Genomic DNA, 12,166 nt, shown 5'->3' with positions numbered 1-12,166 from the left:
CACGACTCCATTTTTATAGTTATATGCTTAGACCTACAATGCATAAGCCTACAAATGGTAGGGTAATGAGCCGACAGTCACAACCGCCATGTAAGAAATTGCCGACAATAAAAAGCCCGGCACTGCAACCGCAGGCCGGGCTTTTTGATCGGAGTTGATCGCGTATGAGCGGCGTCGTGGACTCAGCCGGAAATACAGTCTTCCGCAGCTTTTTTCACGTCACCCGGACGAATCGGCACATTGGACATGCTCTCGTAGAGCTTGATGCTGCTTCCGCTGGAGCGGTCTTCAATCTCGAAAATGGCCGACGGGTCAGCCGAAAACTTCTGCGGCACAATCACCCGAACACCTTCCTTATGAGGCTCGATCTGCGACGGACGACGGGTCGACGACAGTTTCTGCACCACACACGCCGCGTATTCCTGCGGTTTTTTCCCGGAGATAACCGCCAGGGTTGGCGGTGTCTGCTTGATGTCTGAAACCGAAGCACATCCACCTATTGCCAGGGCCAGAACCAATACACTCCACTTCATACAAAACCTCCGATAAAGACCCTACGACAGCGGAGATGGTATTTTTCTCCCGCCCACGTAGGATTTATCCCTGATATATCGGTAAATAACTGTTTTAAATTGTCGAAGACGTCGACGACGACCCGATAATAAACGTGCTGGGGCTGATAAACTCCATCTTAACCTACGTATCGTTCTGATTTTTCAGAAAAAGCCCTTCTGGAGACACCCCCCCATGAAATTCATCCACCAGCGCGAACACTTGAACGAAGGGGATATTGTCGTCATTGAATGCTCTCAGACCTGCAATATCCGCCTGATGAGCGATGCGAATTTTCGCAGCTTCAAAAATGGCGGTCGCCACACTTATCACGGTGGCGCCTTCGACAAGTTCCCGGCCAAGATCACCGCGCCAAGCACCGGGTTCTGGAACATCACCCTGGATGTGGTGACGCGCCGTGCCATCAGCGTTACCCGCAAGCCAGCGTTGTCCCATAAGATCCGCATTGTTCGCCGCACCAGCACCAAACTCAGCTGATTGCCACCCAAGCCACAGGAATCACCGTGACTCAAACCACCAAATACGTCATCAAGTACAAACTCAACGGCGAACGCCGCTTCGAATTTGCCCAACTGCACGCTGCGAGCATCGAAGAGGCCCAGGAGGCCTTGGCGAAAATTCACGATGCCAGTGACGAAATCACTGAGATCACCGTGAGCAAGGCCCTGTAAAACCACGACCAGCAGCGGAGTGATTGTGCAACCTGATTCCACGGGTGACCTGTTCAGCGACGAGGCCTTGCAACAACCGGCCCGTCGCGAGCAAATCGGCGAACAATCCTACGTCCTCAGGGGCTATGCCCTGCCCTGGCTTGAGCGTGTATTGCCCGAGCTTCGTGCCGTCCTCGCCCAGTCACCGTTCCGGCAGATGGTCACCCCCGGTGGCTTTACCATGTCGGCGGCCCTGAGCAGTTGCGGCGAACTGGGCTGGACCACCGACCGCCAGGGCTATCGCTACAGCCCTCTGGACCCCGAGCGCCAACAACCCTGGCCGAGCATGCCGGCCGTGCTGCGCGAACTGGCGATCGACGCGGCCAGGGCTGCCGGCTTCGACGGCTTTGCACCCGACGCCTGCCTGATCAACCGCTATGTACCCGGCGCCAGAATGTCCCTGCACCAAGACAAGAACGAGCGCGACTACAGCGCCCCGGTGGTCTCGTTGTCCCTGGGGCTGCCGGCGGTGTTTCTGTTTGGCGGCCATCAGCGCAGTGACAAGACACAAAAGATCTCGCTGTTCCATGGCGACGTAGCGGTCTGGGGCGGCGTCGATCGCCTGCGCTTTCATGGGGTGCTGCCGATCAAGGAAGGCGTGCACCCGCGCATGGGGCCGCAACGGATCAACCTGACGTTTCGCAGGGCCGGCTGACCCCGGTGAATTCCACCGCAAGCAACGGAGTGCCCGGGCGCCCGCGGTTTATTATCCTGGCCACTGATCCATTGCCGAGCTATTGCCATGAGCACTGAAGATGATCTGCGCTGGGCAGCCATTGTCGCCCGCGACGCCACGGCCGACCTGACCTTCGTCTACGGGGTCAAGACCACCGGCGTGTATTGCCGCCCCAGCAGCAGCGCACGTCAGCCACTGCGCAAGAATGTCGAGTTTTTCGACACACCGCAGCAAGCCGAAGCCGCCGGGTACCGCCCCAACAAACGTACCTCGGCCGACCAGACCCAGGTTGCGCAACGCCATGCGCACCTGGTTGCCGCCGCTTGCCGTCATATCGAACAGGCCCAGACCCTGCCCGCCCTGGAAGACCTGGCCAACGGCGCCGGCTTGAGCCCGTTCCACTTCCACCGCGTGTTCAAGACCCTGACCGGGCTGACACCCCGGGGCTATGCCCGCGCCCATCGCTCACGCAAGGTCAGGGCGCACCTGCAGGACAGCCAGTCGGTGACCGATGCGCTGTACGACGCGGGTTTCAACTCCAACAGCCGCTTCTACGCGTCAGCCGACCAGTTGCTCGGCATGAAGCCCAGCGACTACAAAGCCGGTGGCATCCATAACGATATTCACTTTGCCGTCGGCGAGTGTTCCCTGGGGGCGATTCTGGTGGCGCAGAGCAATCGCGGGGTCTGCGCAATCCTCCTGGGTGACGACCCGGACCAACTGGCGCGCGACCTGCAAGACCAGTTCCCGCAGGCCAATGTGATCGGTGCCGACCCCGGCTTTGAACAGTTGATTGCCCAGGTGGTGGGGTTTATCGAGGCGCCTGCCCTGGGCCTGAACCTGCCCCTGGACCTGCGCGGCACCGCCTTCCAGGAGCGGGTCTGGCAGGCACTGCGGGAAATCCCGGTGGGCAGCACCGCCAGCTACGCCGAGATTGCCAAGCGCATCGGCGCACCCAGCGCCTTTCGCGCCGTTGCCCAGGCGTGCGGCGCCAACAGCCTGGCCGTGGCGATTCCCTGCCACCGCGTGGTACGCAGCGATGGCCATCTATCGGGTTACCGTTGGGGCGTGGAGCGCAAACAGCTGTTGCTCCAGCGCGAACGCCACACCCCGCATGAACCACAGCCGGCGTCCAGTGAATAATACAGACTGGCCTTGCCCCGGCCGGCCCTGTTAAAAGGGCCGGGCAGCCCTTCCTGAGCGTTCCATCATTGGAGAAGCGATCCATGAGCACCTGGCCAGACACCCGCATTCTCGACCTGCTGGGCATTGAATTGCCGATCATCCAGGCGCCCATGGCCGGCAGCACCAGCCCCGAGATGGTGATCGCCGCGAGCCAGGCCGGGGCGCTGGGCTCGATGCCCACGGCCACACTCAGCATCGAGCAACTGCGCCAGGCGTTGACCACCATTGCCCAGGCCAGCGCCCGCCCCTTGAACGTCAACTTCTTCTGCCACCGGCCACCGGCCCCCAACCCCGAGCGGGATCGCCAGTGGAAGGATTTGCTGGAGCCCTACTACCGTGAGCTGGGCGCAGATTTTGACGCGCCCACCCCGCTCTCCAACCGCGCACCGTTCGACAATGCCAGCTGCGAGGTGGTGGAAGAATTCCGCCCGGAAGTCGTCAGCTTCCACTTTGGCCTGCCGGAAAAAGCGCTGCTGGACCGGGTCAAGGCCACCGGGGCGAAAGTGCTGTCGTCCGCCACCACCGTCGAGGAGGCGATCTGGCTGGAGCAGCACGGCTGCGATGCAATCATCGCCATGGGGTATGAGGCCGGGGGGCATCGCGGGATGTTTCTCAGCGACCGCCTCACCAGCCAGATCGGCACAATGGCCCTGGTGCCGCAGATCGTCGATGCAGTCAGCGTGCCGGTAATCGCCGCCGGCGGGATTGGCGATGCGCGGGGCATGGTTGCCGCGTTCGCCCTCGGCGCCTCGGCGGTGCAGATCGGCACGGCCTATCTGTTCACGCCCGAAGCCACTATCACCCCCGCCCACCATCAGGCATTGCACAGCGCCCAGGCCAGCGAAACGGCACTGACCAACCTGTTCACCGGCCGCCCGGCGCGGGGGATCATCAATCGCGTGATGCGCGAACTTGGGCCAATCAATCCCACCGCCCCGGCGTTTCCCTTGGCCGGTGGTGCATTGCTGCCGTTGCGCGCCCTGGATGCAGCCGACTTCAGCAGCCTGTGGGCCGGCCAGGCGCTGCGCCTGGGGCAAGACCTGTCCACCCGCGAGCTGACCCTGAGCCTGGCCCGCCAGGCGCTGGCGCAACTCAACAAGGGCTAGACCCCTGAGACAACTTTGCACTGTACCGACGATGGCGAACCGCTATATATTCTCATACATAGCGATTAACTATAACAAGCCGCCACGTCGGCACCCCAAGGAGCTGCTTCATGATGATTCGCGCCCAACGCCTGGCCCCCACCGGCCTGGCCACCCTGATCGCCCTCTTTACCTTGGGCACAGCCCACGCCGATGAAGTGCAAGTGGCCGTCGCCGCCAACTTCACCGCGCCGATCCAGGCGATCGCCGCCGACTTCGAAAAAGACACCGGGCACAAACTGGTCGCCGCCTACGGGGCCACCGGGCAGTTCTATACCCAGATCAAGAACGGCGCGCCGTTTGAAGTGTTCCTCAGCGCCGACGACACCACCCCGCAAAAGCTCGAAAGCGAAGGCGACACCGTCAAGGGCTCGCGCTTCACCTATGCCGTGGGCACCCTGGCGCTGTGGTCGGCCAAGGAAGGTTATGTGGATGCCAAGGGCGCGGTGCTGCAAAAAAATGAATACCAGCACCTGTCCATCGCCAACCCGAAAGCCGCACCCTACGGCCTCGCGGCTACCCAGGTCCTGGCCAAGCTGGGCCTGACCGACAAGGTCAAGAGCAAGCTGGTCGAAGGCCAGAACATCACCCAGGCCTATCAGTTTGTGTCCACCGGCAATGCCGAGTTGGGCTTTGTCGCCTTGTCGCAAATCTATAAAGACGGCAAAGTCAGCAGCGGCTCGGCGTGGATTGTGCCGGGCGAGATGCATGACCCAATCAAACAGGACGCGGTGATCCTCAACAAAGGCAAGGACAACCCGGCCGCCAAGGCACTGGTTGACTACCTCAAGGGGCCGAAAGCCGCTGCCGTTATCAAATCCTACGGTTATCAACTGTAAATGCCACTATCGAGTGCCGATTTTTCCGCGATCTGGCTGACCCTGAAACTGGCGTCGCTGACCACCGTGATTCTGCTGATCATCGGCACTCCCATCGCCCTGTGGCTGTCGCACACCCGTTCCTGGTGGCGCGGGCCGATTGGCGCGGTGGTCGCCCTGCCCCTGGTGCTGCCGCCGACGGTGATTGGCTTCTACCTGCTGCTGACCATGGGTCCCCATGGCTACCTCGGGCAGTTCACCCAATGGCTGGGCCTGGGCACCCTGACCTTCAGCTTCGCCGGCCTGGTGATTGGCTCGGTGATCTATTCCATGCCGTTTGTGGTGCAACCGTTGCAAAACGCGTTCTCGGCCATCGGCAGCCGTCCCCTGGAAGTTGCCGCGACGTTGCGGGCCAATCCCTGGGATACATTTTTCACGGTGATCCTGCCGCTGGCCCGCCCCGGCTTTATCACCGCGTCGATCCTCGGCTTCGCCCATACCGTGGGCGAGTTTGGCGTGGTGCTGATGATTGGCGGCAATATCCCCGACAAGACCCGCGTGGTCTCGGTGCAGATCTACGACCACGTCGAAGCCATGGAATACGCCCAAGCCCACTGGCTGGCCGGGGCCATGGTGGTGTTTTCTTTCCTGGTGTTGCTGGCGCTCTACTCCAGCCGTAAAACCAAAGCGGGTTGGAGCTGATGTCGATGATCGAGGTGCGCCTGCAACTGCACTACTCCGGATTTGCCCTGGACGTGGACCTCAAGCTGCCAGGGCGCGGCGTCACCGCGCTCTACGGGCATTCGGGCTCGGGCAAGACCACGTGCCTGCGCTGCATTGCCGGGCTGGAACGGGCCGGCGACGGATTTGTGCAAATCAACGATCAGGTCTGGCAAGACAGCCGCAACGGCGTGTTTGTGCCGCCGCACAAGCGCGCCCTGGGTTATGTGTTTCAAGAAGCCAGCCTGTTTCCCCACCTGTCGGTGCTGGCCAACCTGGAGTTCGGCCTCAAGCGGATCCCCAAGGCCCAGCGTCGCGTGGACATGGCCCACGCCACGCAATTGCTGGGGATCGGCCACCTGCTGGATCGCCACCCCCAGCATTTGTCCGGTGGTGAGCGCCAACGCGCAGGCATTGCCCGCGCCCTGCTCACCAGCCCGCAGCTATTGCTGATGGACGAACCCCTGGCCGCCCTCGACAGCCAGCGCAAAGGCGAGATCCTGCCCTACCTGGAACGCCTGCACGATCAACTGGAAATCCCGGTGCTGTACGTCAGCCATGCCCAGGATGAAGTGGCGCGCCTGGCCGATCATATTGTCCTGCTCAGTGAGGGCAAGGCCCTGGCCAGCGGGCCGATTGGCGAGACCCTGGCGCGGCTCGACCTGCCGCTGGGCCTGGGCGACGATGCCGGCGTGGTGATCAACGGCACGGTCAGCGAGCATGACGCCCATTACCAACTGCTGACCCTGCAATTGCCCAACAGCCCACTGCAAATGCGCGTGGCCCACGCGCCGCTGGAGCTGGGCAAACACTTGCGGTTCAAGGTCCAGGCCCGGGACGTGAGCCTCAGCCTGCAACCTGGAGAGCACAGCAGTATCCTCAATTGCTTGCCCGTGACCGTGACCCAGGAGATCCCTGCCGATAACAGTGCGCATGTGCTGGTACGGCTCGACGCGGCGGGTACGCCGCTGCTGGCGCGCATCACCCGTTATTCCCGGGACCAGTTGCAAGTGCATCCCGGCCAGGCGTTATGGGCACAGATCAAGGCGGTCGCCGTACTGGCTTGAACGCACGGCCCGGTGCTGCGGTCAATCAGGCATACCGGCCTGATTTGTTGCCAAGGACTCTGCCATGCCCGACTCCACCCTGCCCGTCGACCTGCCCCGTGACCTGCACTACGTTGACGACAGTCAGCCGGGCCTGAGCCGCCGCAAACTGCGGGGCAAGTTCCAGTACTTCCAGAGCGACGGCCAGCGCATCAGCGACGCCAACGAAATCCAGCGCATCAACGCCCTGGCCATCCCGCCGGCCTATACCGATGTGTGGATCTGCGCCGACCCCAAGGGCCATCTACAGGCCACCGGCCGCGATGCCCGCGGCCGCAAGCAATACCGTTATCACCCACGCTGGCGTGAAGTGCGCGACAGCGACAAGTATTCGCGCCTGCAGCAGTTCGGCAACGCGTTGCCCAAATTGCGCAAGCAGCTACAAGCGCAAATCGATGCGCCGGGTTTCAACCGCGAGAAGGTCCTGGCCACCGTCGTGCTGTTGCTCGATGCCACGCTGATCCGCGTCGGCAACAGCCAATACGCCCGCGATAACCGCTCCTATGGCCTGACCACCCTGCGTACCCGCCACGTGGATATCAAGGGCAGCGAAATCCAGTTCCAGTTCCGTGGCAAGAGCGGCGTCGAGCACCAGGTCAGTATCAAGGACCGGCGCCTGGCCACCGTGCTCAAGCGCTGCCTGGAGTTGCCGGGGCAGAACCTGTTCCAGTACCTGGACGAGAACGGCGAGCGGCATACCGTCAGCTCCACCGACGTCAACGCCTACCTGCACAGCCTCACCGGCGCCGACTTTACCGCCAAGGACTACCGCACTTGGGCCGGCAGTGCCCTGGCCCTGGCCGTGTTGCGCGAACTGGCATGGCAACCGGAGTCGGATGCAAAACGGCATGTGGTGGAGATGGTCAAGAATGTCGCCCGGCAACTGGGCAATACCCCGGCGGTGTGCCGCAAATGCTACATCCACCCGGCCGTGCTGGAGCACTTCAGCCTGGGCGGCCTGGCGAAACTGCCCCGGCCCAGGGTGCGCAAGGGCTTGAAAGCCGAAGAAGTGGGGTTGGCGATGTTTCTTGAGCAACTGTAGGCACTGACGCCACCGATGTAGGAAAAATGACTGAACTGCGCTAGGCTACCAATCCCTCCCGACTGCAGGACGACCGCCGACGTGAACAACTAAGCCTTCCAACATGTAAACGCAACGAGCCGCCTGGCGCGCTTGTTGGCTTGTGCCACATTGTTCTGGAGGTGCTGATGACTGACGTCAACCGGCTGCCTGTACTTGTTTCCTTGCATCACCTGGGTTTTCAGTTCGCCGATGGCGAGACTTTGCTGGAAGACCTCAACCTGTCCATCGATTGCACCCCGACCGGGATTGTCGGCCGGAATGGCATGGGCAAGAGTGTGTTGGCGCGCCTGCTGGCCGGCGTGCTTGAGCCATCCCATGGGGTTATCAAATCCTCGGCGCGTATCGCCTATGTCCCACAAAGCATTGAGCTGTTACCGGGGCAGACTGTGGCCCAGGTCTGCGGTTGCGCGCCTATTCTGGCGGCACTTGAGCGCCTGGCCGCGGGACGCGCGCAGGCCGACGACCTGGAACTGATCGATGATCGCTGGGACCTGGCCGAACGCCTGCGCCAGGCCCTGGATGGCGCCGGTCTGGCCGAGATCGACCCCGATCAGCCCGCCGGCCAACTCAGCGGTGGGCAACTGGCCAGGATCGCCCTGATTGGTGGCCTGCTGGGCGCGCCGCATTTGCTGATTCTCGACGAACCCACCAACCACCTCGACAGTGCCGGCCGCGATTGGCTGCTGGCGACCCTTGGCGCCTGGCGCGGCGGCCTGGTGGTGGTCAGCCACGACCGACGCCTGCTCAATACCCTGGGGCGGATCATCGAACTGTCGCCCCTCGGGGCCCGGCTCTATGGCGGCAACTACGATGACTATCGGGCGCAGCGTGATGCCGAGCAACAGGCCGCTCAGGCCGCCCTGGAACATGCGCGGCTGGATCGGCGGCGCGAGCACCAGCGCCTGAAAAAGGCTATCGACAGTTTCCAGCGCCACGCCGCCAGTGCCCGTAAACATGCAGAGAACGCCAATGTCGATGCCTTCACCAAATCCCGCTGGAAAGGCGCCGCCAATGAAATCGTCAGCAACGTGCGCAGCGCCCATGTGCAGCACAAGCAGGCCTTGAACGAACGCGTGCGCACGGCCCACGAACGGGTGGTGGACGAAACGCCGACCTTCCTTGCCTTGCCCGGCACACCCCTGCCGGCTGGCCGCCAAGTGCTAACCCTGATCGACTGCCAGTTGCCCTGGCTCGATCCCCGCGCGCCGAGCACCCTGATCAACGCGAGCCTGTGCGGGCCGGTCCGGGTTGCGGTCCACGGGCCCAATGGCTGCGGCAAGTCCACCCTGCTCAAGCTGCTGGCGGGGCATTGGCAACCTGTCAGCGGCGCATGCACGGTTCATGTACCCAGCGCCTATCTCGACCAGCACTTGACCCTGCTCGATGACCAGCAGTCGATCGTCGAACAACTGAAATTGATGGACACGCCACTGGCCGAAGCCGAACTGCGCACCCGTCTGGCGCTGTTGCAACTGGATGCATGGCGCGTCACCCAGCCCATCGGCCAGCTCAGCGGTGGCGAGCGCTTGAAGGCTGCCATGGCGATTGCCTTGTGGCGCAAGGTTCCCGCGCAATTGCTGCTCCTGGATGAGCCGACCAACCATCTGGACCTGGAGTCGGTGATGGCCTTCGAACAGGCTTTACAGGGATTTACCGGGGCGCTGATTGCGGTCTCCCATGACGCAGCGTTTCTCAAGGCACTGGCGCCGACTCACGTTCTGAGCTGGGACGTCATGGGCTGGCGCTTGGAAGTGAACTGAAGGATGTGCCAAGTCATTGCAGTCAACCGGAAAGCGTCCTACGGTAGTGGCCGGATAATCTCATAGAGGAACCTCTCGCCGTGCTGCCCTCTTCCCCTAAACCCATGGTCAATACCGCCCTGCAGCACCAGCACAAATGGCGGGGGCGCATCGGCCTGACGCTGGTGGCCAGCCTTTCGGTGCTGGCCGGCATGACCGACGCCATCGGTTTCATGGCCAGTGGCGATTTTGTCTCGTTCATGAGCGGCAACACCACGCGGCTGGCGGTGGCAATCAGTGAGGGTGACCTGGGGCTGACCGGGCGCCTCACCCTGTTGGTGGCAACGTTTATCCTGGGCAATGCGCTGGGGGTGATCATCAGCCGCGTGAGCAAGCGCCATGCGCTGCCGTTGTTGCTGTGTATTGCCACGCTATTGTGCGGCGCCGCGGCGTGGCCGATGGCCGAGCAGTTGCCGGCAGTACTGGCTGCGATCATTGCCATGGGCATGCTCAATGCGGCGGTGGAACAGGTCAATGGCTTGCCCGTGGGGCTGACTTACGTGACCGGCGCGTTGTCGCGTTTCGGTCGCGGCCTGGGGCGCTGGATGCTGGGGGAGCGCCGCAATGGCTGGCGCGTGCAGTTGATTCCCTGGGCCGGAATGTTTGTCGGCGCGGTGATCGGTGCTGTGCTGGAGCACCAGATGGGGATCCGGGCACTGTTGGTCAGCGGCCTGCTGTCGGCGCTGCTGGGCCTGGTGTCGCTGAAGATTCCGCGGCGCTGGCACCTGGGCTATATGCCACGTTGAAAAGGTGCTTGCCCGACATTTAGGCCTCGACATCCATGTACTGGTAAAGAGCCATCATGTCGGGCAAGCGCTGGCATTTTAAGACAAAGCCGGCGCAGTGTCCGCTGGGCATTTCTGAAGATTTCTAAAGAAACAACCTACAGGCAGGTCGCCAAGGCGGCCAGACGGCGCTTGGCGGCCCAATTGTCCTGCACCGCGTAGTAACTGACCGTGGTGCTGGTACCGGCGCTGCGCACATCGACAAAGTAGTCACCGCCCGTGGTGTACACCGTATGGCCACCGCCTTGCGCAGGCTCCATGAAGCCGCCGGCGTCGACGCCGAATACCGCCTCGTCCTGCCAGCCAAACTGGATGCATTGGGCTACGACCAGGGCCGCCTTATCAGACGCCAGGGTTTTATAGGGCGCGCCAGCGCGTGCGTCTTTCATCTTCGAACCTGCGCAACCGGCCAGCGCCGCCAGGACCAACGCACCTATCACCACCTTCCGCATGCCATCGCTTCCTTGAAAAAAACGCGACTGTACCACTGCCTACAACAACCAGCGAAACAGATAGAACAGCGCCATGCTCAACAGCACCGTGGTCAACACGCTGCGGGTCCAGAACATCAGGGCCACCGCACAGATCCCGGCCAGCAGGTAGGGGTTGGTGGGGCTCAGGTTGAGCTTGTGCTCGGCGAGGAAAATGATCGGCCCGCAAATCGCCGTCAACATGCCGGGTACCGCGAACCCGAGAAACTCCCGGGCGCCGCGGTTCAGGCGCACCGGCAAGCGCGGTTCAAGAAACAGATAACGGTTGAAAAACACCGCCAGGCCCATGCCGATAATCATCACAAAAATCATCGCTGCCCCACTCCCAAGCGTTTGCAGGCATACCCTGCGCTCATCCCCAACAACCCCGACACCACCACCGCAGACTCCCAGTGCCAGTAGCTGAGCAGCACCGAAAACAGCAGGGCCACTGCCACGCACACCACCGTCGGCACATCACGCACAACCGGGGTGATCAAGGCGATGAAGGTCGCGGCGATGGAGAACTCCAGGCCCAGTTGATCGAGGTTGGGGATGCTCTTGCCGAGCACGATGCCGGCCAGGGTGAACAGGTTCCAGGCCACGTAGAACGTCAGGCCCACGCCCAGGGCATACCAGCGGTTGAAGGTCTGGCGGTCGTATTGGCTGACCAGGGCGAAGAATTCGTCGGTCAGCAAAAAGCCCAGGCTCATGCGCCAGCGCGCCGGCAAGGGCGACAGGGTGCTACGCATATGCATGCCATACAGCAAGTGCTGGGAGGTCAGCAGCAAGGTGGTGAGCAAAATGGCGATCAGGCTCGCGCCGCTCTTGACCATGCCAATCGCCACCAACTGTGCGGCACCGGCAAACACAATGGCCGACAGGCCCTGGCTTTCCAGCGGGGTGAATTGGGCGTCAATCGCCAGGGAACCGGCGAGCAGGCCCCACGGGGCGCAGGCCAACGACAGGGGAATAATCGCAATCGCGCCACGGGCGAAGGCGTAATGCGGCAAGGCAGTAGGCATGGACAACAGGCTCATCGACAGACAGTCGGCAAGCATGGCAGCGCCAAACAGGATTGTCTTGAACGATCTT

The 12,166-nt window shown here is 62.4% G+C and carries 15 protein-coding genes; 11 read left to right on the top strand and 4 right to left on the bottom strand.

What is annotated here, in order from left to right; translation table 11 throughout:
- Positions 1–182: 182 nt before the first annotated feature.
- Positions 183–533, bottom strand: coding sequence for a hypothetical protein (locus tag HBO19_RS18805; protein WP_029294633.1), 351 nt, complete (start codon positions 531–533; stop codon positions 183–185).
- Between the two features lie 214 nt (positions 534–747).
- On the opposite strand from HBO19_RS18805, the gene HBO19_RS18800 reads away from it, so the two are divergent.
- The 11 genes from HBO19_RS18800 to HBO19_RS18750 all read left to right on the top strand — a co-directional run bounded on the left by HBO19_RS18800 (position 748) and on the right by HBO19_RS18750 (position 10,562).
- Entirely contained in the window at positions 748–1,050 is a 303-nt protein-coding gene (locus HBO19_RS18800; protein ID WP_003173824.1) for a DUF1883 domain-containing protein, read from the top strand.
- Positions 1,051–1,076: 26 nt separating this feature from the next.
- A complete protein-coding gene (locus HBO19_RS18795; RefSeq protein ID WP_169955827.1) occupies positions 1,077–1,244 on the top strand; it encodes a hypothetical protein in 168 nt (55 codons plus the stop codon).
- Positions 1,245–1,269: 25 nt separating this feature from the next.
- The gene (alkB, locus tag HBO19_RS18790; protein ID WP_170058061.1) at positions 1,270–1,938 is read left to right on the top strand and encodes a DNA oxidative demethylase AlkB; all 669 of its coding nucleotides are present in this window, start codon (positions 1,270–1,272) and stop codon (positions 1,936–1,938) included.
- An 87-nt stretch (positions 1,939–2,025) separates the two neighbouring features.
- Positions 2,026–3,102, top strand: coding sequence for a bifunctional DNA-binding transcriptional regulator/O6-methylguanine-DNA methyltransferase Ada (ada, locus tag HBO19_RS18785; protein WP_170058060.1), 1,077 nt, complete (start codon positions 2,026–2,028; stop codon positions 3,100–3,102).
- Between the two features lie 83 nt (positions 3,103–3,185).
- A complete protein-coding gene (locus tag HBO19_RS18780) occupies positions 3,186–4,250 on the top strand; it encodes a nitronate monooxygenase (protein ID WP_169955824.1) in 1,065 nt (354 codons plus the stop codon).
- 110 nt (positions 4,251–4,360) lie between these two features.
- Positions 4,361–5,128, top strand: a complete 768-nt coding sequence (modA, locus tag HBO19_RS18775) for a molybdate ABC transporter substrate-binding protein (protein WP_170058059.1) — start codon at positions 4,361–4,363, stop codon at positions 5,126–5,128.
- Positions 5,129–5,809, top strand: a complete 681-nt coding sequence (modB, locus tag HBO19_RS18770; RefSeq protein WP_169955822.1) for a molybdate ABC transporter permease subunit — start codon at positions 5,129–5,131, stop codon at positions 5,807–5,809. It abuts the gene before it with no gap.
- A complete protein-coding gene (gene modC / locus HBO19_RS18765; RefSeq protein ID WP_170058058.1) occupies positions 5,809–6,894 on the top strand; it encodes a molybdenum ABC transporter ATP-binding protein in 1,086 nt (361 codons plus the stop codon). The genes modB and modC overlap by 1 nt, the downstream gene beginning before the upstream one ends.
- A 64-nt stretch (positions 6,895–6,958) precedes the next feature.
- Complete coding sequence (locus tag HBO19_RS18760; RefSeq protein ID WP_170058057.1) at positions 6,959–7,975, top strand: DNA topoisomerase IB; 1,017 nt, start codon at positions 6,959–6,961, stop codon at positions 7,973–7,975.
- A 167-nt stretch (positions 7,976–8,142) separates the two neighbouring features.
- On the top strand, positions 8,143–9,777 hold the full coding sequence (locus HBO19_RS18755; RefSeq protein ID WP_170058056.1) for an ABC-F family ATP-binding cassette domain-containing protein: 1,635 nt from the start codon (positions 8,143–8,145) through the stop codon (positions 9,775–9,777).
- Positions 9,778–9,857: 80 nt separating this feature from the next.
- Positions 9,858–10,562 carry a YoaK family protein gene (locus HBO19_RS18750; RefSeq protein ID WP_169955818.1) on the top strand — a complete coding sequence of 235 codons (705 nt, stop codon included), beginning with the start codon at positions 9,858–9,860 and terminating at the stop codon, positions 10,560–10,562.
- 137 nt (positions 10,563–10,699) lie between these two features.
- On the opposite strand, the gene HBO19_RS18745 is transcribed toward HBO19_RS18750, so the two are convergent.
- The 3 genes from HBO19_RS18745 to HBO19_RS18735 are packed head-to-tail and all read right to left on the bottom strand — an operon-like array spanning position 10,700 to position 12,096.
- Positions 10,700–11,053, bottom strand: a complete 354-nt coding sequence (locus HBO19_RS18745) for a hypothetical protein (protein WP_170041544.1) — start codon at positions 11,051–11,053, stop codon at positions 10,700–10,702.
- 39 nt (positions 11,054–11,092) lie between these two features.
- Complete coding sequence (locus HBO19_RS18740) at positions 11,093–11,404, bottom strand: AzlD domain-containing protein (RefSeq protein WP_169955816.1); 312 nt, start codon at positions 11,402–11,404, stop codon at positions 11,093–11,095.
- Positions 11,401–12,096, bottom strand: a complete 696-nt coding sequence (locus HBO19_RS18735) for an AzlC family ABC transporter permease (RefSeq protein ID WP_057440118.1) — start codon at positions 12,094–12,096, stop codon at positions 11,401–11,403. Before HBO19_RS18735 ends, HBO19_RS18740 begins: the two co-directional genes overlap by 4 nt.
- Positions 12,097–12,166 lie beyond the last annotated feature (70 nt).

This window comes from Pseudomonas sp. WS 5021, from assembly GCF_012985535.1.
Lineage (GTDB): Bacteria > Pseudomonadota > Gammaproteobacteria > Pseudomonadales > Pseudomonadaceae > Aquipseudomonas.
The sequence above is the reverse complement of the archived record's forward strand: the minus strand, read 5'-3'. Positions and strand labels throughout refer to the sequence as shown.

What these genes read in the sequence shown, in the direction of transcription:
- HBO19_RS18760 (WP_170058057.1), top strand. Translation starts at nt 6,959, where the DNA reads ATGCCCGACTCCACCCTGCCCGTCGACCTGCCCCGTGACCTGCACTAC.
- HBO19_RS18745 (WP_170041544.1), bottom strand. Translation starts at nt 11,053, where the DNA reads ATGCGGAAGGTGGTGATAGGTGCGTTGGTCCTGGCGGCGCTGGCCGGT.
- modA (WP_170058059.1), top strand. Translation starts at nt 4,361, where the DNA reads ATGATGATTCGCGCCCAACGCCTGGCCCCCACCGGCCTGGCCACCCTG.
- modC (WP_170058058.1), top strand. Translation starts at nt 5,809, where the DNA reads ATGTCGATGATCGAGGTGCGCCTGCAACTGCACTACTCCGGATTTGCC.
- HBO19_RS18740 (WP_169955816.1), bottom strand. Translation starts at nt 11,404, where the DNA reads ATGATTTTTGTGATGATTATCGGCATGGGCCTGGCGGTGTTTTTCAAC.
- ada (WP_170058060.1), top strand. Translation starts at nt 2,026, where the DNA reads ATGAGCACTGAAGATGATCTGCGCTGGGCAGCCATTGTCGCCCGCGAC.
- HBO19_RS18755 (WP_170058056.1), top strand. Translation starts at nt 8,143, where the DNA reads ATGACTGACGTCAACCGGCTGCCTGTACTTGTTTCCTTGCATCACCTG.
- HBO19_RS18780 (WP_169955824.1), top strand. Translation starts at nt 3,186, where the DNA reads ATGAGCACCTGGCCAGACACCCGCATTCTCGACCTGCTGGGCATTGAA.
- HBO19_RS18800 (WP_003173824.1), top strand. Translation starts at nt 748, where the DNA reads ATGAAATTCATCCACCAGCGCGAACACTTGAACGAAGGGGATATTGTC.
- HBO19_RS18805 (WP_029294633.1), bottom strand. Translation starts at nt 533, where the DNA reads ATGAAGTGGAGTGTATTGGTTCTGGCCCTGGCAATAGGTGGATGTGCT.
- modB (WP_169955822.1), top strand. Translation starts at nt 5,129, where the DNA reads ATGCCACTATCGAGTGCCGATTTTTCCGCGATCTGGCTGACCCTGAAA.
- HBO19_RS18735 (WP_057440118.1), bottom strand. Translation starts at nt 12,096, where the DNA reads ATGCCTACTGCCTTGCCGCATTACGCCTTCGCCCGTGGCGCGATTGCG.